Annotated in this window: 23 protein-coding genes; 5 read left to right on the forward strand and 18 right to left on the reverse strand. The window is 44.2% G+C overall.

Going from position 1 to position 22685, the window contains the following annotated elements; translation table 11 throughout:
- Window positions 1-46: 46 nt before the first annotated feature.
- The 9 genes from FD974_RS07635 to FD974_RS07675 form a co-directional block, all read right to left on the reverse strand.
- Window positions 47-1567 carry an arylsulfatase gene (locus FD974_RS07635; protein ID WP_215364058.1) on the reverse strand — a complete coding sequence of 507 codons (1521 nt, stop codon included), beginning with the start codon at window positions 1565-1567 and terminating at the stop codon, window positions 47-49.
- A gap of 32 nt (window positions 1568-1599) precedes the next feature.
- Window positions 1600-3066 (reverse strand): arylsulfatase, encoded by a 1467-nt coding sequence (locus tag FD974_RS07640; RefSeq protein ID WP_215364059.1) that lies wholly within the window; start codon window positions 3064-3066, stop codon window positions 1600-1602.
- A gap of 556 nt (window positions 3067-3622) precedes the next feature.
- Window positions 3623-4852: an MFS transporter gene (locus FD974_RS07645; RefSeq protein WP_215364060.1), complete on the reverse strand. Its 1230-nt coding sequence runs from the start codon at window positions 4850-4852 to the stop codon at window positions 3623-3625.
- 130 nt (window positions 4853-4982) lie between these two features.
- A complete protein-coding gene (locus tag FD974_RS07650) occupies window positions 4983-5414 on the reverse strand; it encodes a DUF6306 domain-containing protein (protein ID WP_251374570.1) in 432 nt (143 codons plus the stop codon).
- A 225-nt stretch (window positions 5415-5639) separates the two neighbouring features.
- Window positions 5640-6332: a DUF2461 family protein gene (locus FD974_RS07655; protein ID WP_215364062.1), complete on the reverse strand. Its 693-nt coding sequence runs from the start codon at window positions 6330-6332 to the stop codon at window positions 5640-5642.
- Between the two features lie 236 nt (window positions 6333-6568).
- A complete protein-coding gene (locus FD974_RS07660; RefSeq protein ID WP_215366787.1) occupies window positions 6569-7279 on the reverse strand; it encodes an alpha/beta hydrolase in 711 nt (236 codons plus the stop codon).
- Entirely contained in the window at window positions 7272-8927 is a 1656-nt protein-coding gene (locus tag FD974_RS07665; RefSeq protein ID WP_215364064.1) for an AAA family ATPase, read from the reverse strand. The genes FD974_RS07660 and FD974_RS07665 overlap by 8 nt, the downstream gene beginning before the upstream one ends.
- Window positions 8928-9267: 340 nt before the next feature.
- Window positions 9268-9426, reverse strand: coding sequence for a hypothetical protein (locus FD974_RS07670; protein ID WP_215364065.1), 159 nt, complete (start codon window positions 9424-9426; stop codon window positions 9268-9270).
- A gap of 233 nt (window positions 9427-9659) precedes the next feature.
- A complete protein-coding gene (locus FD974_RS07675; RefSeq protein ID WP_215364066.1) occupies window positions 9660-10001 on the reverse strand; it encodes a helix-turn-helix domain-containing protein in 342 nt (113 codons plus the stop codon).
- A 157-nt stretch (window positions 10002-10158) separates the two neighbouring features.
- Here FD974_RS07675 and FD974_RS07680 point away from each other — a divergent pair, with 157 nt between their 5' ends.
- Genes FD974_RS07680 through FD974_RS07690 form a run of 3 tightly spaced genes read left to right on the forward strand, consistent with a single transcriptional unit; the run spans window position 10159 to window position 11395 of the window.
- Window positions 10159-10356, forward strand: a complete 198-nt coding sequence (locus FD974_RS07680) for a hypothetical protein (RefSeq protein WP_215364067.1) — start codon at window positions 10159-10161, stop codon at window positions 10354-10356.
- 2 nt (window positions 10357-10358) lie between these two features.
- Window positions 10359-10715, forward strand: a complete 357-nt coding sequence (locus FD974_RS07685; RefSeq protein ID WP_215364068.1) for a hypothetical protein — start codon at window positions 10359-10361, stop codon at window positions 10713-10715.
- The gene (locus FD974_RS07690; RefSeq protein WP_215364069.1) at window positions 10712-11395 is read left to right on the forward strand and encodes a response regulator transcription factor; all 684 of its coding nucleotides are present in this window, start codon (window positions 10712-10714) and stop codon (window positions 11393-11395) included. The genes FD974_RS07685 and FD974_RS07690 overlap by 4 nt, the downstream gene beginning before the upstream one ends.
- An 84-nt stretch (window positions 11396-11479) precedes the next feature.
- Here FD974_RS07690 and FD974_RS07695 read toward each other — a convergent pair whose 3' ends face one another.
- The 6 genes from FD974_RS07695 to FD974_RS07720 all read right to left on the reverse strand — a co-directional run bounded on the left by FD974_RS07695 (window position 11480) and on the right by FD974_RS07720 (window position 16287).
- Entirely contained in the window at window positions 11480-12181 is a 702-nt protein-coding gene (locus tag FD974_RS07695) for an ABC transporter ATP-binding protein (protein WP_062310079.1), read from the reverse strand.
- 1 nt (window position 12182) lies between these two features.
- Window positions 12183-13373, reverse strand: coding sequence for an ABC transporter permease (locus FD974_RS07700; protein WP_215364070.1), 1191 nt, complete (start codon window positions 13371-13373; stop codon window positions 12183-12185).
- The gene (locus FD974_RS07705; protein WP_251374571.1) at window positions 13370-14527 is read right to left on the reverse strand and encodes an efflux RND transporter periplasmic adaptor subunit; all 1158 of its coding nucleotides are present in this window, start codon (window positions 14525-14527) and stop codon (window positions 13370-13372) included. Before FD974_RS07705 ends, FD974_RS07700 begins: the two co-directional genes overlap by 4 nt.
- A 260-nt stretch (window positions 14528-14787) precedes the next feature.
- Window positions 14788-15402: a class I SAM-dependent methyltransferase gene (locus tag FD974_RS07710; protein WP_215364071.1), complete on the reverse strand. Its 615-nt coding sequence runs from the start codon at window positions 15400-15402 to the stop codon at window positions 14788-14790.
- A gap of 3 nt (window positions 15403-15405) precedes the next feature.
- Complete coding sequence (locus FD974_RS07715) at window positions 15406-15861, reverse strand: rhodanese-like domain-containing protein (protein WP_215364072.1); 456 nt, start codon at window positions 15859-15861, stop codon at window positions 15406-15408.
- Window positions 15862-16287, reverse strand: coding sequence for a hypothetical protein (locus FD974_RS07720; RefSeq protein WP_215364073.1), 426 nt, complete (start codon window positions 16285-16287; stop codon window positions 15862-15864).
- A 40-nt stretch (window positions 16288-16327) separates the two neighbouring features.
- On the opposite strand from FD974_RS07720, the gene FD974_RS07725 reads away from it, so the two are divergent.
- Both FD974_RS07725 and FD974_RS07730 read left to right on the forward strand, forming a co-directional pair.
- A complete protein-coding gene (locus tag FD974_RS07725; RefSeq protein WP_159074855.1) occupies window positions 16328-17002 on the forward strand; it encodes a metalloregulator ArsR/SmtB family transcription factor in 675 nt (224 codons plus the stop codon).
- Window positions 17003-17005: 3 nt separating this feature from the next.
- Window positions 17006-17815 carry an energy transducer TonB gene (locus FD974_RS07730; protein WP_199908297.1) on the forward strand — a complete coding sequence of 270 codons (810 nt, stop codon included), beginning with the start codon at window positions 17006-17008 and terminating at the stop codon, window positions 17813-17815.
- Window positions 17816-18058: 243 nt separating this feature from the next.
- Here the strand turns inward: FD974_RS07730 and FD974_RS07735 are convergent, their stop codons facing one another.
- From FD974_RS07735 to FD974_RS07745, 3 genes are all read right to left on the reverse strand, one after another.
- The gene (locus FD974_RS07735; protein ID WP_015422222.1) at window positions 18059-18454 is read right to left on the reverse strand and encodes a hypothetical protein; all 396 of its coding nucleotides are present in this window, start codon (window positions 18452-18454) and stop codon (window positions 18059-18061) included.
- Window positions 18455-19172: 718 nt separating this feature from the next.
- Complete coding sequence (locus tag FD974_RS07740; RefSeq protein ID WP_108469570.1) at window positions 19173-19541, reverse strand: hypothetical protein; 369 nt, start codon at window positions 19539-19541, stop codon at window positions 19173-19175.
- Window positions 19542-19556: 15 nt separating this feature from the next.
- Window positions 19557-22679, reverse strand: coding sequence for an efflux RND transporter permease subunit (locus FD974_RS07745; protein ID WP_215364074.1), 3123 nt, complete (start codon window positions 22677-22679; stop codon window positions 19557-19559).
- Between the last annotated feature and the right edge of the window lie 6 nt (window positions 22680-22685).

Here is a 22685-nt window from a genome sequence, read left to right on the forward strand (position 1 = left end):
CATTCTATTGGGAATTATTCTCTTGGTTTATTGTGAACTAGAAAAACTATCTTCCCAAGGGCTGAGAGAAATTAGTCACATTTGACGGCGGTGGATTAGGGAATTTTTTCACAGATGCCAAGTAATCCTGAATCACTTTGAAGATTGGCTCGGCTGTCCAACCGTAATTCGTCATCTGCAAATCTTCATGCGGATCCATTTCAATGTTATAAAACTTTGGGTAGTACATAGGAGCTGCATTTGCAAAGATACCACCAACCATTTGCTGTCCTGTGCCTGTTCGAGCCATATCTTTAAAATAGTATCTCCATTGCTTCCAACGGCCTGCTACTAAATCAGGTCCAATAAATGTCAGTAAAGATTCACGATTACCGGTTGAGCTCTTTCCTTTGATAACGTCAATCTGATTTACACCATCAATGGCTCGATCAGTTGGCAGCTTTACTCCCAGAATAGATGCAAAGGTTGGCATAAAGTCCATGATCGAGAACATCGCATAAGAGGTGCTACCTGGAGCTATATGACCAGGCCAACGAATAATGCAGAATGTTCGAACTGCGCCCTCGGTCGGCTCACCAAGATCTCCACGAAATGGTAAATTTGAACCCATATCTGGAGCCCCAAGACCCAAGCGATCCCAATTCATGAAGTATTGACCAGTACCTCCATTGTCCGAAGCAAAAACTAAAATAGTATTGTCTTCAATATTCATTTCTTTGAGAGCATCCATCACCTGCCCAACGTGATAGTCGCCTTCCATCATTTTGTCACCATACTGACCAATCCGAGACTTACCAGCAAATTGCTTTGATGGAAGATTTGGTGAGTGCCCCATTGAAAATGGCAGATATAAGAAGAATGGCTTTCCTGCTGCGTTCTGTTGCTTCATAAATGCAATCGACTTATCAGTAAGCTCATTATCAATTTCAGCCCGGACTGCCATGGTGTAAGGCTTCACTCGCTCTAGTGGTCCGTTACCCTTCTGCTGATTAATCCAGGGGCCTTTGTCATACAAAACCTTATCCGGGACGTTGCCAAATGAATGTGTTTGAATTGCCATTTGAACATAAGCAGCGGAATCCCAAGAGGTGTCTGGAGGGATGCCGTAATACTGATCAAAACCATGGGCGCCAGGCAAGCTTTGTGGAGCGCCTCCTAAATGCCACTTACCAAAAATAGCAGTTGCGTAACCCGCATCCTTAAATAATTGGCCCATAGTGTAGGCCTTACTAGATAAAGTATTGGGCGTGCCAGGTTCAGCAACCAGCGATAAACCATTGCGAATAGAATACTGACCCGTCATTAATGCAGCGCGTGATGGAGTGCAGGCAGGCTCGACCAAATACTGGGTCAACCGCAAGCCGCTTTTAGCCAGCTCATCAGAACGTGGTGTCGGCGCACCGCGCAACTCGCCCCCACCATAAGAACCCAAATCACCGTAACCAACGTTATCCGCGAGAATAAAAACTACATTTGGTTTCTTTTGAGTAGGTGTAGCCTGCGCAAATAGTGCAGGTGTAGCTACTGAAATAGTTAAGAATCCAATCAGCAATCTTTTTAAAAACATTTCAATCCCTATGATCTAGCTAATACAGTCGCTCATTTATTTACATATCCTTTAAAGTCTTCGCCAACCTTGATATTAGGATACTTCTTGATACTTGCCTCATAGCCTTCTATCCATTTAAAGCTCGGAGCATAAACCCAACCCAAAGTTAGGTCTGTATACATAAGATTATTATCCTCATGCGGATCGCTACTAAGGTCATAAATCATTGGAATCTGAGGTTTTACATAAGGCTTTCCAATAGACTCAGGAGATTCTGCGTACCTAAAGATCGTTTTATAGATCTTCCATTTAATTGACATCAACTCCCCATCAATACCAAAGAATGGATATAAGTCTCGACCAGTTGCCTTACTCTTGCCCAACATAAAATTCGAGGCATCAACACCATCGATAGGACGATCTTTAGGAACCAAATTAGATGAGCCCACCATGCCAGCAATTGTTGGCATCCAGTCAACGGCTGCGAACATTTCCTCGGTTACCACACCCGATGGCACATGGCATGGCCAGCGAATCATCGCAGGTACACGCATACTTCCTTCAAATGGTGTATTGAAAAAATTCCCGCGAAACGGTCCATTAGTTGCACCACCAATCTGTGGGCTGGCACCGCCACCAGCATTATCACTACTGAAAATGAAGATGGTGTTATCTTCAATGCCAGCATCTTTAACTGCCTGCATTACCTGGCCAACACGATAGTCCATCTCGGCAAGTAGGTCTGCAAAGATACCGCCACGCTTTGTAGATTTTTGCGAAAAGTTAGGGTTAGGTATTGGTGGCTCATGCATCTCTGAATAGCCTACATAAACAAAGAATGGTTTATTTTCTGCAGCATTTTTCTTGATGTATTCAACTGTCTTAGGAATGATGTACTTCTCATCAATCACTGGGCGAAGCTTCAGATCAAGTGGTATGACGGGTTTAGATTTTTGACCTTTCTTGCCTTCCCATACCATCGGCACAGGAACCCCGCTCTCCTTAAATAGAGGCCACTGTGTATAACCTGCCTCATCCCAAGTGTTTGGTATGCCCCACCATTCATCAAAACCTTGGTCATTGGGCATACGGCCCTGGGTATCGCCAAGATGCCATTTCCCATACAAAGCAGTTGCATAGCCTGAATCAGAAAGAAGCTTAGCAATGGTGTACTCCCATGGCGCCATACCAGCCTTACCTTGACCAGGCCAAGGGACTGTATAAGTTCCAGAACGCACTGGATGACGACCGGTCATGATGGCAGATCGTGATGGTGTGCACTGAACTTCGACGTTGTAGTTATTGAAACGAATACCTTGACTGGCTAACTTATCAATATTTGGTGTGGCTACTGTTCCACCATACACACCAAATGATCCCCATCCTGTGTTATCGACCAGAAAGTAAACGATGTTTGGCTTTTTTTGCTTAGACTCAGCACTAGTTTGCGCCAACAACGGCGAGGAGAGAAATGCGGCAGACAAAACGCCAATCAGAAATCTTTTTAAGAGCATCATAGTCTCCAACTTTTTTAAGTTTTGGTATTTTAAGTAAAACGATCACAATGCTAGTAATTTTATTTCCATTAGGTAGTCACTATAACAATACCTTAATGAATCAACAATCAAGTTCCAAATAGAAAACCCCCACCATTGCTGATGAGGGTTTGCATTTCTGGTGGGCCCACCAGGACTTGAACCTGGGACCAAAGGATTATGAGAGCAGAAGCCCATGATAGAGCCATATAAACAGGGGTTCTGCGGGTGGTCAGTGTCGGTGTGTAAGTAAATGTGTAAGCAAATTCACGCATTTACTAGAAGAGCTAGCTCACTCTTTGGTTTCGAAAACCGCAGGATTTTTGGAGCAACCGTTTAGCACTTCGTTGCTCCAAAGTTCTTTTTTGAAGATTGATAAGCGTTACTTTAAGTAACGCTTAAGAGGTATGCTTCTTGGAGAGAAATCAAAATCCGTTGCCCCAATTTCTAAAAAATTACTGTCACATTGTGTTGAATAGGTAGCCATGATGACTCCTAGTATTATTCGACTTAACAACTTCGGTACATCGCATGTTTATTAACTACGCTTTGAAAGTCGATTCAGAAAAATGAGCCCCAACACAGGGCCCGGCAGCAATAGCCAGGTGATGTATTGATTCATGAATGGTAAGACTACGGTACTGATTTGAATTGAGATCATCGTTATCGTAAAGCCAATCGCATTTTGAATAGTAAGTGCAGTACCGACGATTTCGGGTGGGCATGATTGTGCTGATAGCGCTGAAAATTGTGGCGAATCAGCAACGACACTCATTCCCCAAATAGCCCAAAAGAGAATTTGTGCCCATAACGGCAATCCAGAAATCCATGGATACAGTAGACAACAAATGCCCGATAGCGCCAAAGCTGTTGAGGCAACTTTCACTCCCCCAATAGATTTGCTAAATTGCCCTCCAAGAAAGCAGCCAATTGCACCAATCCCGATTACAGAGAATGCTAGCCCCGATAAATGAATGGGATTTTGAATTGAATAGGTGCTAGCAATCAGAAATGGCACAAGTGCCCAGAATGCATAGAGCTCCCACATGTGACCGAAATATCCCAAAGCAGATCGACGATATTCTGAAATTGCAAAGAGTTCACGAAAGCCGCTTAGCTTGACTCGTGAAGCACTACCTAATTTAAGGTGGGGGCCATCTCCGAGCCAGAAAATCATCACCATTGCTACCAGAGCGAAGAAGGAAGACAAAAGAATGACCTCTTGCCAAGGCCAATCGACACCGAAGTAACGGGTAGCATGGGGAATTGCTGTTCCCAGCGTTAGCATTCCAACCAATTGAGCAATGCGCGAGCTCGCTTTTTGGGGGTCCCAAGTCATTATGAGCTTCATACCAATTGGATAGATACCGGCCAAACAAATTCCAACCAAGAAGCGCAAGCAAGAACCTACCAAAATACTATCAGCCCAGACAGCAAATGCAGCGTTAAACAATGCCCCAAGTAGAGCACATGCTGCAAAAAGATGGCTGGGCTTGTACCGATCTGCTATCCCACTTAAGGCAAAGACCAAAGTACCTGCCACAAAACCGAGTTGCACAGCATTGGTAAGTATGCCTATGCCTGCAAGATTGGTGCTCCACGAATCTATTAAATTGTCAGCCACTCCATTGATGGAAAACCACAAAGAGGTACCCATCAACTCCGCAATCACAATCAATAGTGAGGCTAAATTAGGACTTATGGGTCGAGAAGTTGTCGTATTAGTCAATTGAGGGTAAAAAATTAGTGGCAGTCGAAGCAACTTCATTATGTTATGGCCTTAATCCCAACACTAAAGAATATTTAACAATCTTTATTTAGATTTTCAATATCACGCTATTGATCTTAAAGCCATTAAGGCGTGCATTATTTGATCTAAACTAAAAATCATTTGAGGCCTAAATACTCTCCTCGACCCGACGAATATTGAGAACATGAGCATCAAGCATCGCTTGTAGCTGAGAGCGAATATTCGGCTCTTGAATTCTTGGAATTAATTTTTCTAGACGTCGTGCTACCCATCCCTGCCCTCGATTCAAAAAAAGCAAGCGTTCCTTGAGATCTTCAATGGAGATCGATTTTTCATAAAATTCACCCGTGGCAGTTGATGGCGAAAAACCGAGTGATCCAATAATTCCGAGCAACATCTTGCACCAGCGCACTTCATCGTATTGAATATCGGTGACTAACGGAGCTAATTCGTGACTCTTTATTTGATTGGCTGTTTCCAAGGTTACTCGAGCGCCAGCCCTTTCCGCCTCCAGCAATTCATTTAGGGCAGCAATCAGCTCATCGCCGCTAATTGGATTTAATGCTGATAAATCATGCATATGATGACCTCTTGTGAATGGGGTGCTTATTTCCTAGCAATATCTCATGTATTTGTGACCATTCTAGGGCGATTTGCTCATACTGCATATGAAAACAGCCAAACTTACCAAAATTGGGAGAGTGTCATGGCTCGGGACAGAATCGACCAGGGAAAAGGGTTCTTGACTCTAGCTCTGGACTGTCGTTTAAAACGACACGAATTGATAATGATTTAATTCTCTTTTCTATCTGATTGCTTTTTCAATTAACCGATTAAGGCGAATTAATTGCTTAAAGTCCTCAACCACCGATGGCACCAAGTTTGAAGATGTGAATTTTGTGTCACTGAGTGTCTTTACAACTAAGAAGTTTTTGAGCATAAGCCAATCCATATCCGGATGGTTTGGATCAAAACCGCGTGGAGGGCGAGAGGCTACGTTCTCACGAGAAAAATTTGTCTTAAAGCGTGACTTGAAAGCTGGGTCAGCAAATAAGGCATGGAAAGGCCGAGCGTCTTTTGCTATCGCCTCCCTCATCTTTTTTAATTGGGGGCCAGATGGCATAAAGAGCCCACCGGCGACAACTACCCCCATGTATGGAGGGATATTGTGAAGAATGCCAAAGAATAAGTGTGGGTTTCTTTCAAAACGAGACTCAGAAGGTTTCGCAATCGAAATAGATAACCAGCTTTTATAGCAGGTACTGCCACGCACAATTTTATTGGCATTCTTTTTAATCCTACCAATTCCTTTTGTAGGAAAGTGATAATCTGGAACGCTACTTTGTAGCGAAGTCTTGAGTCGCTCCGCTAAGTCAATGAAAGGCTGCCTTACGAGTGTTTCGTAGCTTTCTTGATTCTTATCGAGCCAAGTTGGATCTGTTTGTTTACCAGCCTCAGTCATGAAAGGAAGAGTCTGCTTTGAAAATTTAATGCTCATAGCTTTTCCAATCTTGTATTGAATTAATCTAAATAAAACATGTTTCTCTTATTAGCTTCATTCTACTTAAAGGGGGCAGGTAATACGTGGAAGACACCAACCAACACAGAAACAAAAAAACCACCCGAAGGTGGTTTATAGAATCTTGGTGGCCCGGGACTGAATCGAACCACCGACACAAGGATTTTCGACCCTCTGCTCTACCGTCCGCTATTGGCCGCTTTAAGCGTGGCTTGTTACAGCTGCGCTGTCGGTTTCAGGAAGAAATCCATTGCCAACGCAACTACTGACGGCTCGATGCGGTGCGGGCCTCTGAATTCCAAGGGGGTTACGTCATGACCTGCGGCCTTAAGTTTGGCTACGTGAGGACGGGCACTAGTTTCAATTGGCAGCTGCTCGTCTTCCAAACCGTGAGCGATGAAGATGCGGGGTGTACCATTTTGCTGAAAGACTGACATAAAGCCTGCGGAAAATGCGATCACATGACTAACGACGTCGCCATTGGTCACACCTACTGAAAGCGCATAGCTGCCTCCGTCTGAAAACCCAGCAAACCCCAAGCGGGATGGATTGATAGAAAAACGTGAAGCCACTTCGTATAATGCTTTGTCCAGCCGCTCTAGGTCTGGGCCATTACCACCCACGACCAAGTCCCAAGTCGGAAACTGAGACTGCGGCAGTAGAAGCAAAAAGCCATGCTGATACGCATGATCGATCATGAATGGCAGCACTTTGTCAGCGCTGCCACCAGCGCCATGAAACATCACCAGCAGAGCAACTGGAACTCCAGGCTGCAGGCCGTCCGGCACGATCAATACAGCGTCGCGCTCGCTAGCAATACCCAGGTCGTGACGACCAGCGGGCAAGGCTTGCTTATCGGGTACAGTGCCGGATCGAAAACTGAGCCGGCCCAGCAGCGAATCTCCCAGGAAAGACGTGTCAAACATTGCCATCTTCGACGGGTTTACCAATGCTGCGGAAAGCCGCGCACTGAGCAAAGGCTTCCTCACTGAGCAACAAATTTCTACCTTTGCAAAACTTGAGCGTCAGCTTGAGTAACTCCTTGATATCGCGGCCGCTGGCAGCTGCGTAGGTTATTACTAAGCGCTCAACTAGGTCGTCGGGCAGCTCGGTGTTGAACTGCTGCGCCAGGGATTTCCATAGTTGCTTCGCCTGCTCTTGTGTCGGTATCTCAAACTGGATGATGGCAATGCAGCGAGATAAGACGGCGTCATCAATGTCGGCTACGCGGTTGGTAGTCATGAACAGTAAACCATTGAAGTACTCAAGGGTACGCAAAAACTCAGCCACGATGGCGTTGTGCTGCAGATCGTTATCGCGGCGGCGAATGTAGACATCGGCCTCGTCGAGCAACAGCACCGAATCCCAGCGCGCCGCGCGCCGCAAGATTTTCGAAAGATTCGCCTCCACTGAACTTGCCGTCACGCCGAGTTGACCAGAATGTACGCGGTATAGTGGTTTCTGGACGACCTCGGCATAGACCTCTGCTGTCAGCGTCTTGCCTAAGCCAGGCGCGCCTTTGCACAGAATGGTTGTGCCGCCCGACTTACCCTCGACGATGTCCTCCATTAGGAAGTTACGATCAGCGGTCAAGATATCAATCAGCTCGCGATGAGCATGCGGCAGAACCAGCTTGTCACGCAATTCTGGCTTGTAACGATACGACTCAACATTTTGCACATGCACCCATACGCTGCGGTGGTAATCTAAGTGGAATAGGTGTAGATAGCAATGCTGGGGGATTCGTTCAAAACCCTCGCTGATACCGCTGCTGCGCCAGAAGCTTGCATCGGCTGTGGTATCAAAGTGGCGTTCCAGCAGCTCTTCATCATTGACGCAGCGGGCGGTTGTGCCTGCCTGCAACCGCATGCATTCGAGTTGTGGACGAGGCCCTTCGCTGGACATCCAGACAGCACTAGAAACAGTAAACTGCGCACCAAACTTCGGCTGCATCTGCATGAAACGCTTTAAGTGTGTCTCGTATTCATTTTTGAATTCCGCACATTCTTTGAAGTAACCATAACCCGTCATCAATTCGGGAATCGTGCAATCCAGAATGTCTTCAATATAAAAGGTGATGCTGTTGGTCATGCCGGTGCGCCTTAGTCTCGGATCGGTAACCGGCCCCCGTTCTGCGGCCTGCAATGTATTGGCCAGAAGGCCAATAATGACATAAGGTGCGCCATCGACAGGCTGCACATGGCGCATAGAATGAATCAGCCAAGGCAGCAACACACCGTCTTTGCCGAGCTTATAAAGCCAGCCATCTATCACGTCACGCGACAGCCAAGCGATCAGACCAGGGATCAGCATTTCCAAGCTGGGAATTTTTCGGGCAGCTGGCGCGGCGTGGATATTGTCCAGCGCCAACATTTGGAACATTAGCTCACGCTCGTTGGCCGTTCGGCAAAGGCCGTAGAGTGTGTTAAGTGAGGCGGCGTCGAAAAGGTGGCTGGGCACCACACGTTTGCCTCGGGAAAGGCCGTACTCGCTCAGCCGCTTAGCAAGCAGTGAATCTTCATTGATCGTTCCAAGTAGCTCATTGGCCAGGGTTTCTGGTATTTCGAATTCCATGCGCTCTTTTTACTCCATTTACTAAATCATAAAAAGCTAGGTCTGAAACATGCTTGACTGCAGTCAATGCGAGCCAAAATAGGGTTCATTTTGGGTGCGGTGTGTGCCCGAAGATGACTTACCCCCACCCTACTCAGCTTAAGAGGTCACAGAAAAGGATATAAGGAATTCTATCTGTCGAAATGAAACTTAACCGTTACTTAAAGTAACGCTCAAAAAAATACCGACCCGAAGGTTGGTATTTTCATTTCTGGTGGGCCCACGAGGACTTGAGCCTGGGACCAGGAGCCTAGATTGAAGATAATATGCGCTTTCAATCACTGCCATGCAGTACGAACCCCTATTGGAGCTCAATACCTTTTCTACTGGCAAGATACTGAACACCCTTGCCCCCATAACTCTCGGAGTGAATTTGATTAGCCAGTAGGTGAAAAACATCTCCGGCCAAGTAGCTCGTTTTAATCCCATCAATCACAATATCAATCTGACCTTGTGTCACAAGGGCTTTAACTTCATAGGGATGAGAGTGAGACTCTAAGAATCCTCAACACTCTTGCACTACGCAGATAGGCGCTGGAAATTCACCCTTGGTGAGTAAGTCTAGAAATGTTGTTTGGTTCATAGAAGGGTTAATTATAGAAATTAATCCTATTGTAACTAGCTATCGATAGCGAACATTTAGTGCACTATTTAAGACAACCCCACGAGCAAAATACATCATGCCATTATTGGCTATAAATTCTTGAGGCTTTTCTCTAGACAGTCAGACATAAATTGAACATATTTAATGGCTAACTTAGTGGGGGCAACTGTTTTTCTACGAGCATCGTTTTTATCTTCAACCAGTTTTATGTATCCCATCGCAACTAAATTCTTCAGCCTACCGTGTAAGGTAGCTTGGGATCCCAAGTGGCTCATTGCAATCATGTCACCTACCAATAACTTATGATTTCGCGCTTGCTGTTGAATAATGTGCTCAAGCATTTGAATTTCGATGTTATCCAGAGAGCGCCCTGGATTGATGCGATCAAGCGCATCAATCAGATTTAAAAAGCGAATATAGGCATTTGGCATCTATGGATAGTAAGCAATCCTAGAGCTACATTCATTGACCATCGTCAAGCCAAACCAAAGCTCTCTTTGAGCGCTCCTTTAATTTTGCGGCAGTGCATTATAAAAATTAGAACCAATTCTCATAGTCTGGGCGTATAGTCATTTTTAAGGGGGATAGATGAAGCGGATTGTCGATATCTACCGAAAAGATCAAAGAGATCAAATGCTCTGGACTTATATCGTCTCTCTAGGCGGAGATGGCTCTCACCCGGGTCTTGAAGACTTTAAAAAAGAGGCTTTACGATTAGCCGTTATGGATAAACGTGGCTCACTTGCAAACTTAGATGCTTATGTCCATCTTGAAATCATCAAATAACCATGGGTAATAGCACATTACACGCGATCGCTATTGACGAGCTTCGCTACTCAAATCCAAACTTTTATCATGAGTATGAACTGTTAATTGAGGGTATTAGTGCACAAATTCGAGAGTTAGCCAAAAATCAAGCTGATCATTTAGATTACAGTAGCTTTACCGAAAGCTATGACCGAGCTAGCCATGAACCGGTGTTGCAAGTGGTCATTGGAATCCAAAAGACAGAGTTGTATATTCATATCTATATCCACAAAGACAATTACTTTGTTATCGGTAAGTCCGGCAGTGGCACGATAGCTAGAAATGTGGAAGAAGCGCTAGAACTTGTGTCGCAAAAGATAAAAACGATTAAAGAATGAGCAAGCAACGAACAATTCTTAATAAGACTAACCCTTTCCCTTCGGGAAAAGGCGGTGTGGTGTATGTCATTGATGATGACGAAGCGATTCGAGATTCCCTGGCTCTACTACTTAATGCCTATGGCTTTAGGGTCAGCCCTCATGAAAGTGCCGAAAGATTCTTGCAATCACTAGCCGCTAGTGATCAACAAACTTTGGGCTGTGCTTTAGTAGATATTCACCTTGGTGGCATGTCTGGAATCGAACTTCAAGAAATGCTTCTGAATATGGGTCTTAATATTCCCATTGCGTTTATTACTGGCCATGGGGAGATCACCACTGCGGTAAATGCACTTAAAAAAGGAGCTGTAGACTTTATTCAAAAACCGATCAATGAAGAGATTCTTATTGGCTTAATCAATGAAATGCTATCAAAGGCTTATCTTAGTAAAGAACAATCTACGGAGCTCAAAGAGATCAAAGAGAGATTTAGACTTCTAACCCAAAGAGAAGTTGATGTGCTTGATCGCATTGTTGCTGGCAGGATTAATAAGGAAGTTGGCATGGACTTAGGTATTTCAATTAAAACCGTAGAAGCGCATCGAGCGAACCTCATGGAAAAGCTTAAGGTAAATCGTGCAGCCAAGCTACTTCAGTTAACCTTGAGATATCGAGAGGCTAAAGCTAAAGGGCTTATTTAATGGGAACCGTTACTTAAAGTAACGCTTATATCGCGAAGGGCTGCTTTCGACCCTTAGCCGCCACTTAAGCAATTCTCAGGTTACTCATTGACCCTGCCTAGATTCCTCAATGGTTTGCCCGTCTCGAATTGCATAAATGCGCTTAAATAGTGGGATAATTTTTTCATCATGGGTAACCACAATAATCGCAGTCTGATATTGACTGGCCATTTGATTTAAGATCCCCATTACCCCTAGAGCCCTCTCGCTATCTAGAGGCGCAGTAGGTTCGTCAGCCAAAATCACTGGGGGTCTATTTGCCAAAGCTCTTGCAATGGAAACTCGTTGTTGCTCACCCCCAGATAATTCAGATGGGCTTGCATTAGCCCTATGTGCAACATCTAGAGCCTCTAGCAACTCTCTAGCGCGCGCTCTAGCCTGAGCATTAGGCACGCCTGCAAGCATAGGCAATAGTGCGACGTTATCGGTAACGTTTAGAAACGGAATTAAATAAGGGGCCTGGAAAATAAAGCCAATTTTGTCTCTTCTCAGAGCCCTTAAGTCCTTAATCTTCCAACCATTCTCGTAGATCACTTCACCACCCAAAGTCATGCGACCTGCTGTGGGCTCAATGACTGCCCCTAGACATTTCAGTAGCGTACTTTTTCCGGATCCAGATGGGCCAATAAGCCCCACCACTTCACCTGGAGCAATTTGCATATTGACATTTTTGAGGGCATCTACAGCAGCGTCACCATGTCCGTAAGTTTTTCTAAGCCCTTCTAATTGAATGCTGTAAGTACTCATATCAGCCTCCAATTGCTTGGGCGGGATCTACCAGCAAAGCAGCTCTAATCGCCAAGGTACTAGCTAAAGCGCATATGACCATCACTAAAATGAATCCGATGATTGCGTCTACAGGCTCTAATAAAACATACTTTGGAAACAGCGGCGCCCAAAAAGTAGCAGAAGTTTTTCCCACAACAAAACCAATTAACCCCAAGCCAAGGGCTTGCTGCAGAATCATGCTGCCAATAGTACTATTTTGAGTGCCAATCAATTTCAACACGGCAATCTCCCTAATCTTTCCTAGGGTCATGGTGTAGATAATGAAAGCCACAATGGCAGCGCTTACTACCGCCAAGATCACTAGAAACATACCAATTTGTTTTGCGGAATTTGCGATCAACTTGGCAACAAGGATTTCTTCCATCTGCGCCCTTGTATACACCTCAAGATGTTTCCAGCGACGGATTGGTTTGGCTACTTCCTCTGGACTACTGCCGGCTTGGATTTGAACAAGGATGGCATTAACGCTGTGATTGGTAGATTGCGATGCTGTAATGGCATCTAATAAGCCAGGAATAGGGCGATTCAAACTGGGATTGGCTACGTTTCTGGCACGATCATTCAGAATCGCATCGTTGTCCTTTAGAAATTGCGCCTCTTGTGCATCTTTAATTGGAATGAATACCATTGGATCACCGCCCGATGAAACCATGCGTCGAGTTAAACCCACTACCCGATACTGATGGCGCTTAATTTGAATGAGGTCGTTTAGCTCAAACCCCGTTTTGATATCCGCTAAAGCTTCATAGTGTGATTGGACTATGTGTCGACCAGAAATCAAATAGGCCGGCTCACCAAGCTGCCCACTTTCTACCCCAACCACCATGGCTCTAGTGTCACTCTGCCCTTTACGAACCTGCATTGTGAGATAGGTGATGTTAGCTGCGCGTGCAACGCCTGGCATTCCCAGCACGCCTCTTACATAGTCATCTCGAATGCTGGATGCTTCAGCATAAGGGCCTTGGGTATCTTTTTGTACCACCCAAAGATCTGCACCGCTATTGTTTAGTAGGGCCATGGCATCATCCACCATGCCTCGATATACCCCTGCCATTGTTAGAGTGACACCGATTAGCAGTCCGAGACCCAATCCCGTTAGAGCAAACTTACCCCAAGAATGCGCAATGTCACGACCCGCTAGGCTAATCACGGCGTTTTCTTCAATAAAGAATCAACCACCTTAATACGCTGCCCTTCTTTAATTTCAGCATCGCTATAGAGAACAACTTCATCACCACTCTTAAGTCCACTCAGAATAACCACTTGACCATTTAAGCCGTTTTGTCCAACTTGTACTCGAGCAAAGTAGGGCTTGCCATCCTTGAGCACCCATACCCCAGTTTCATCACCCCTCTTTTTAATGCTTGCATTGGGCAAGCTAAGGCCATATTCACTAGAGGCTAATTGCAATGTCACTTCTGCCATCTCCCCAATTGAAACAGTCTTGGGCATATCTATCATTTCAATTTGGGCAATGCGTTCTTCCGCGACACTATCACTGAGCATCTCAACGCGAACTACCTTGCCCGAGATTGGGTGATGTGGATTAGAGCGCAATATCACATTTGCATCTAAGCCAACGGCTAATCCCATTGACTTACCTTGGTCAAAACGCGTCTTAATCCATAGGCTCGTTGGGTCGATTAATTTTAAAACCGCCTGACCAGCAATAACAGTTGAGCCTGGCTCGGCATCTCTAGATGTAATGATCCCATCTACTGGAGCCCTTAATTTAATATTAAGCTCTTGTTGTTTAAGCCCAGCCAAATCAGCAGTTGTTTTTTGAACAATCGCTTTTGCTGAATTGAGTTCCTGTGACTTGCCTTCAACAACAATTGGGCTAATAAAATTTTTCTTTCCCAACTCCACATATCGCTTGTACGTTTCAGAAGCCAGCAGTAAGCGTGCCTTTGCATCAGTCACTTGTGCCTGAGCAGCAATCATTCTCTGATTCAGATCAATAGAATCCATCTCGGCAAGTAGTTGACCCTCTTTAACCAAATTGCCCACATCTACATATACGTTTAAAACGCGTCCAGCAACTACCGGCCCCATCAAATACGCCCGCCTGGCTTCAACTGTTCCTACTCCAAATAGTGTGGGTGCAAGCGATTGATCGCTAACTTTAATAGTCGTCACTTTTGTGGACGCTAAAGGCCCAGAATTTAGAACAACAAATCCAAATACGACTAATAAAAATGTAAGCGTGAGACCCATCAGTAATTGACGGCGGGTAATGTTCAATTCACGCATTCGGAGTAGAAGCGAACTTAAGAGTTCTTTTAATTTAATGGTGCTATTCATTTTTTTGAGCCATTAATGTACTTGAATAAAAGATGCCTATCTTTTAATCATGCTCCCTTTAGTTGTTTAAGGGGTGATTTAATTACCTATTACGATGGAAATCAACGCAATCGTTATTAATCCCTAATATTAATCTTTTTGCACTATTTAAAGCTATCATACACTATATATTATTATATAATGTATGATAGCTTTAACACCAAACTTGTTACTTCGAACGATCCCTACTTGGGTAAAAAAATATCTAAGCTAAGTAAAGCCTATTCCATCCTACAAAAGCAATATAAGAACTGCTGGGTGGTCCCCATAGGGGTTTGATGGAGCTCTGTTGAGCTGTCAATCAGCTTGAATGTCTGACCAAACTGACTGTGAAGATTTTCTGAGTCATAGCGAACGATGTCTAAACCACTGCACTTCTCAGGGCCCTCGGGTCCAAAGGTCGACATAATCACATAGCCACCATGCTTTACTGAGCGCATCACTTGTTCTACATATCTTGCTCGTTGTGCTTCTTCAGTTAAAAAATGAAAGACGGCTCTGTCGTGCCAAACGTCAAAATAGCCTTGCGGTAATGTTGCTTGTGTAATATCAGCGCAGTACCAGTGAACCTTATCAGCCTGCTTGCCAATACGATCCCTTGCCACATCAATTGCTTTTTGAGAAATATCTAAAACACTGATGCCCTCATAACCCTGAGACAAAAGGTCATCCACTAGTGTAGATTCGCCACCACCAATATCAATAACGGCAGCACTCTTATTGGCACTAGCTTGATGAATTAAATTTAATGATGTCTCAAGGTGTGGCGCATACCAACTCACCGCATCTGGCGCCTTGTCGCCATAGACCTTTTCCCAGTGTTCTTTTTTGTTCATTTGCTAGTACTTAGGTTGTTTATTAACAGCCTTCTTATAAGCATCCATGCCACCTTTAGTTTTCCACTCTTCATAGCCACCTTGAAGAATGCGCAAATTCTCATAGCCAGCAACACGCAAAGCAAATCCTGCCTGTGCTGAGAGACTGCCGGTATTACAGTAGATTAAGACAGGCTTGTTCTTAGGAATCTTATCTTTTTGTGCCAAGACTTGGCGCCACTCAATGTTGACTGCTCCAGGAATATGACTCTTATCGAACTGAGCCTTATCTCTAGCATCAATCACCATCATCTTCTTGTATTCTTCTGCGGGTATCTGCTCAGGAAATATCGTAGCGCCACCATAGTCCACAAACTCAAGGTAACCCGCCATCTCATCAACAGCAATAGCTTTGTTATCAGCAAACGCTGGGCTTGCTATGAATGATGTGAGCGCAAGCGCAATGAATAGTTTTTTCATTTATTTCCCAGTCTTAATAGTTGATTTGAACTTATCGAATTCAGGTCTTACGCTATCGTTGAATAACTTACCTTGCCTCTTCTGCTTGGTCGTTCCCTCTAACTCCAGAATGTCCGCAATGATTTGATAGCTCACCATGCCATTGTGAGCGCCACCACTTGCCGCTATGTTTTGTCCGTTGTACCAAACTGAAGGAGCTGGTGTTAATGGCGGAACGGCTGTTTGGGGCAGAATCAAAATAGGCAGTCGATAGGCATTAGCTATCTCTGCGGCAATTTGAACATTGGTATTACATCTAGTCCCAGGAGGATCTTGATTAATGAATACCAAGGCTTTTTGCCCGTTAATCTCTAGCGGGACAGGGCTGTTAGCGAGAACGCTTAATGAGAACAAAGAGATAATGACACCCACGAGCTTTTTAAGCATTTACACCCTCGCTTATATTCAATAAAATCATTGAATGATTATGCCTAAACAAAAATCTACTTTCAAGCAAAAACTTTACGAACAGTTCGCCAAACTAGGCAAAGCCCTTGGTTCTGAAGTTCGCCTAGAGCTTATTGAGCTCATTATTCAGTGCCCCACAGCGGTAGAAGACTTAGCAAAGAAGGTCAAACTACCGATTGCCAATGTCTCTCAGCACCTACAAGTACTCAAACAAGTGGGCATTGTGAACACGATCAGACAAGGTAAATCCATTGTTTATGAAATAGCAGACTCTGATGTCATTGATTTGTTCTTAAAGCTACAAGGTGTTGGGCAACGCCACATTGAAGAAGTTGATAGCCTCGTTAATAAGTACCTCACCTCGCGCGATAGCTTAGAAGGCATGCCAGTTAATCAAGTACTTAAATTAGCTAAGCGTGGAGAAATCACGCTTTTAGATGTGCGACCTAGTGAAGAGTATGCTCACTCTCATCTAGAAGGGGCGCTCAATATCACCCTTGAAGAGTTAGAAGAGCGCCTAGGCGACTTCCCGAAATCTAAAACGATTGTTGCTTACTGTAGGGGCACTTATTGCGTACTGTCTTATGAAGCTGTAAAGCGCCTCAGAGAAAAAGGATTTAAGGCAGTACGAGCAGAAGATGGCATACCCAATTGGCTCAATATGAATTTGAAGCTAGCTAAACAAGACGAGTAGTGATTGCTCCCTCTTAATCGCCTTATTCAAACGCCACAGTCTGCTTTTAAGTCGGCAATTATTTTATCTTTGGCTTTACACGTTTGCTTTCTGCTTTTATGGGCTCCATCAACAGCAAAGCCGCTAAAAAAAATTAAAGATGATGTCGTTGTTATCAAGCTGAACGAGCCGCAAGAAAAGCAAGAGCCCGTCAACATTCAAAAGAATCAAACGCTCACAACGAAAGCTCCGGCAACACAAGCCGCCCCAAATGCCCCAACAGCAGAAGAGTGGGCTTTTGCCTCAACATACACATTAAAAAATAGTAAAGGCTACAGACACACTTGGGGTAAGCAAGTGCGTAGCATGATGGGAACAGCTGTTGAAGGTGTCGATCAAGGACAAGTGAGATTTAGAATCGAGATTGCTCCAAATGGCAGCATCACTAGAGTTGAAACACTTTGGAAGACATCTGATAAAGCAGAGGTGCTGGCTCGCAAAGCCATTTATTCAATGCCACCGCCACCACCCACGCCAACTGGTAAACCACTCATCTTTGAAAAGACAATTTCATTTTCACCATTTGCTACTGATGACACACCCATTTACAGCGATGATTGCTTACCTGATCCTCCATCATTTAATAATCCCTTTGCTTGGGATGGCAAATCGCCACAAGAGATTAAACAAAATAAGCCTGCCGAAAAGCTCAGTCCTGAAGCATTAGCAGAGTGCCTCAAACAATTACCTCAAGATTCTATTGAAGGTGTGGCCGCCCATAATCAGAGACAACTGGATCAATGGGGGTCAAGCAATCTGAATCAAAGAAAGTAGTTCAATACATACGTCTATGCGTATATATTTGTAATGTCGTTTTAAACGACATCGACTGACGCAGGGATGAATAATTGACATGTCCTTTTAAAGGACAGGTCATACTGGGGACATCTGACTCTAATGGCGTCTAAGCCTACCAAGCCATAAAAGAAAATAGCCCAACAAGTGGGCTATTGAGATTCTTGGTGGCCCGGGGCGGAATCGGCCTGGGCCTAGGATGCTTAATCCTGCTTGCTACTATTACATCTTCACAATTTTCCAAGCACCATTTAAGAAGCCGTCTCCAGTCTTATCTCCTGGCTTGGTATCTTTAACCCAGAAATACAGGGGCATTCCTTTGAATGCTAATTGCTTTTTGCCGTCATCACGAGTGATTACAGAATAATCGCCAGACACTGCTGGACTACCATCAACTAATAGTGGTGGCCAGTTGGTGGCACATGGGCCATTACACATAGACTTACCTGAACCAGCCGCATCTTTGGCAAAGGTATACAGGGTCATATTATTACTACCTACTAACATGCCATCATTTACTTTGGTATATGGCGCCATGGCTCCGCCCGTCATCGACGCACATGCAGCTAATGTAGCAGCAGCGATCAAACTAATTAATACGCCCTTAATACGATTCATGTAGATCCCCTTTAAAAGTTAAGTTAACACTCTACTGGTTATTTATGTTTGAAGTATGACGTGATTAAAACTAAGGGGCTAGGCATGAAAAAACCACCCGAAGGTGGTTTATAGAATCTTGGTGGCCCGGGGCGGAATCGAACCACCGACACAAGGATTTTCAATCCTTTACTCTACCGTCCGCTACTGGCCGGAAGCAGCCCCTCAGACAACAATCTATTGGCATCGCCATTGAAAAATGTGTAGTAATTGCCTACACACTTTTGAGCATACCCAGCGTTACTTAAAGTAACGCTCAAATGACCAAACCAATCATTTTCTTCACAAGCCTATCTTTTTGTGACGTTTAGGTCCTGTTTAGGTTCTCTGGTTATGAGAGCAGATATCCAAAGAAAACCACTAGGATTTCAAGAGCTTACGTCGCCTGTTTATCGGTGTGTGAGTATTTGTGTGACTAATTTAAACAGAGCAGAAGAAACACTGACTCACTCTTTGGTTTTCTAAACCACAGGATTTTTGGAGCAACCATCTAACACCTCGTTGCTCCAAAGTACTTTTTGAGTGGTTAATAAGCGTTACTTAAAGTAACGCTTGATTAGCCAATGACCGCCATCGACCCAAAGGCGGACCTTGGCGGAACATGGCTCCACCAATCAACGATAGCAATCCGATTACTTCACAACAACCCAATCTATAGGCTAGATTGAGGTGATTTAACTTATAAATTAAATCTTGCTGTAATCACTTTCGCCTTTATCTTGATAACTGCTATGGCCTTAGCACCCTTGGGAATAGCGAAATTACCTTTCACTTCCAATTTCCCTTCATTAGGCAGTAGCTCATAATCTTTTTTATCTGATCCAATTAAGACTGTCAGCTTTGCGGTCCCACCATCTATAGGTATCGGTTTACCGTGGTCCGTCAAATACAGCGACAAGCTATCAGGCTTTGCAACCAATTCAATATCAATGTCCTTAGCCTCTACTATGACACCGCCATGCATTGGTTTTAATTCATGGCCAGCTCCAGCTTGAACTAAGCCAGTAAAACTGATGAGCAAGGTTGCAATCAACATCATTGATTTCATATAAACCCCTTTAAATTAAAATACTTCGTTAGTTTTCATATTGCTCAAGGCTATTTCAGATGCTTTTTTCCCGTAAAGCCAAAACATGGCTGGCGTTAAAAAAGTATCCAATAAGGTAGAACTGAGGAGCCCGGAGAAAATAACAACTGCTACTGGATGCAATATCTCTGTACCAGGACGCTCTGCTTCAAATAACAATGGCGCCAAGGCAAAAGCTGTGACCAAAGCTGTCATTAGTACAGGACTTAAGCGCTCAATTGATCCGCGAATAATCATTGCCAGGCTAAACGATTCACCCTCTGACTGCATCAAATTCAGGTAATGACTAATTTTTAAGATTCCGTTACGCACAGATATTCCTGCTAGCGTGATAAATCCTATTAATGCAGCAATCGAGAGTGGCTGGCCTGAAATCCATAAACCAATCACTGCTCCGACCATAGCCAATGGAATGTTAGACATAATCATTAAAGATAAGCGTATGGACTTATAGCGATTATTTAAAACCGCAAACATCAAAAGAAATGATCCAATTGATAGCAAACCAATTACTTTAGATGCCTCTTCTTGCGCTTTAAATTGGCCATCTAGAGTAATGAAGTACCCCTCTGGAAGAGTCTGATTAGAGATCACAGTTCTAATATCAGCCACGATATCTGACAAGGCACGCTTGGAGGCATTAGCCGATAAGACAATTCTTCGCTTACCGCCGTCTCTGCTAATTTGATTTGGGCCATCCCCATCCTCAATGCTGGCAATTTTTGAGAGTGGGATTTTTCCATTTGGCGTATCAATCAAGATATCAGCAAGACCTTCTAAATTTCTTGCTGAGTCTGGTAGCTTGATCACTAAGGCAAACCGTCGATTACCCTCAATAATTTGCGAGAGTCTCTCCCCCTCAACCATGCCCTGCAAGGTGGCCATAATCTGAGAAGTTGAAACTCCGTATTGCGCTGCTTTATCGTAATCAATTCGCACCTTAATTTGTGGTGCTAAAACCTGCTTTTCTATTTCTAAATCAACTAAGCCTTCAATGCCCGCTAATTTGGATCTCAAAAGATCGGCTTGGCTACGCAGCACGTCTAAATCATCTCCAAAAATCTTAATCGCAATTTGTGACCGAACTCCTGAAAGCATGTGATCTATTCGATGTGAGATTGGCTGACCGATTGCAATTGCAGCGGGTAAGTTAACTAATCTTGACCTAATATCTGCCTGTATCTCAGACATGGAGCGATCTAAATCTCCCGCAGGCTTTAAACCAACATCTAACTCACTCACATGTACACCTTCTGCATGCTCATCCAATTCTGCGCGGCCACTCCTGCGTCCAACATAAGTCACTTCAGGAACCTGCCTGACTAACTTTTCTGCTTGGCTGGCTAGGCCTGCCGATTCAGAGAGTGAGACACCAGGATTTAAACGCAGCCCGATCAGTAAAGTCCCTTCGTTAAAGGGCGGTAAAAATGAGCTCGCCATAAAGGGAACACTGGCAGCAGCTACGATGACGGATGCAAAAGCATACATCAGAGGCTTTTTAGGCGCCGCTAACAACCTTGATAACTGAAACTCATAATGGCTTTTAAGCCAAGTGACAATCTTTGTATCGTGATCCCTCAGGGACTGCATTGAGGGCAGCAGATAAAAGCAGAGTACTGGTGTGATAGTCACTGAAACTAAAAGTGATGCAAGAGTAGAGACTATAAATGCAATACCCAAAGGCACAAATAGTCGCCCCTCTATACCTGGTAATGCAAATAATGGGATGAATACCAAAACGATGATGGCTGTAGCGTAGATAATGCCGGTCCTTACCTCAAGCGAGGCGGCTCTCACAATCGCTAGTGGACTTAATTGATCTAAAGATGCTTTATCTAGATTTGCTCTAAGGCGACGAATCACGTTTTCCACATCAACTACTGCATCATCAACTAGGCCGCCGATTGCAATGGCTAAGCCTCCTAAGGTCATCGTATTAATTGATAAACCAAAGTACTTAAAAACCAGGGCAGTTAAGAGAATTGAAACTGGAATTGCTGTTAATGAGATGAGGACCGGGCGAATTGTTCCTAAAAAGAAATACAGCACTACAGCAACAAAGATTGATGCGCCGATGAGCTTACCCTCTAAAGTGCTAATGGATGCATCAATAAAGCTCGCCTGCCTAAATGTTACTTTTGGAGCTTCCATGCCAGTTGGCAAGCCCTGCTTTAATTCTGCAATAGCTGATTCAATCTTTTTTGTTAGCACTACCGTATCTGCTGAAGGTTGTTTTTGTACACCTAGAATGACTGCTGGCCCACCTTCATAACCGGCATCACCTCGCTTAACTGCTGGTGCAAAAGTAATATCTGCAACTTGTCTTAAAAGTATTGTTTGTCCATTGCGGTTCGATACGGCAATGTTCTTTAAATCTTCAAGGCTAGAAGTTCGCCCTATATGACGAATGAGATACTCACGATTATTAGACTCAAGAAATCCACCAGACGTATTTGCAGAGTAGCCCCGCAATGCATCTTCAATCTGCAATATGCTAAGGCCTAGCTCCGCCATACGACGAGTATTAGGTTGTACTTGAAACTGCCTAACTTGCCCGCCAATAGGAATGACTTGCGCTACCCCGGGGATAGCCATCAATCTGGGTCGCAAAACCCAATCAGCATACTCGCGAACCTGCATGGATGAAATCTTAGATTCATCAATCGGAATGGCAATTTGCATGATCTCACCCATGATTGAACTAATGGGCCCCATGCGCGAAACAATGCCATCCGGAATTGCTCCGTCCATAGATGAGAGTCTTTCTGAAACCATTTGCCTAGCGCGATAGATGTCTACAGACCAGTCAAAAGTAACGTATATGAAAGAAAGGCCAGCACTAGATACTGAGCGAATGGCTTCTACTCCCGGTAAACCATTCATAGCGGTTTCGAGTGGGAATGTAATGAGTTGTTCAACTTCTTCTGAAGCCATTCCGCCAGCCTCAGTCATGATGGTGACAGTAGGCTTATTCAGATCGGGAAAGACATCCACAGGCATCTTGCTTAAGGTGTAAGCACCATAGACCATAGATATAGCACTGAGCAAAATCACTATCATGCGATTTTTTAAGCTGAAATCTAATAACCAAGTAAACATGTCTTA

Origin of the sequence: Polynucleobacter sp. es-EL-1, assembly GCF_018687975.1 — a bacterium.
In the GTDB taxonomy this organism is placed as follows: domain Bacteria; phylum Pseudomonadota; class Gammaproteobacteria; order Burkholderiales; family Burkholderiaceae; genus Polynucleobacter.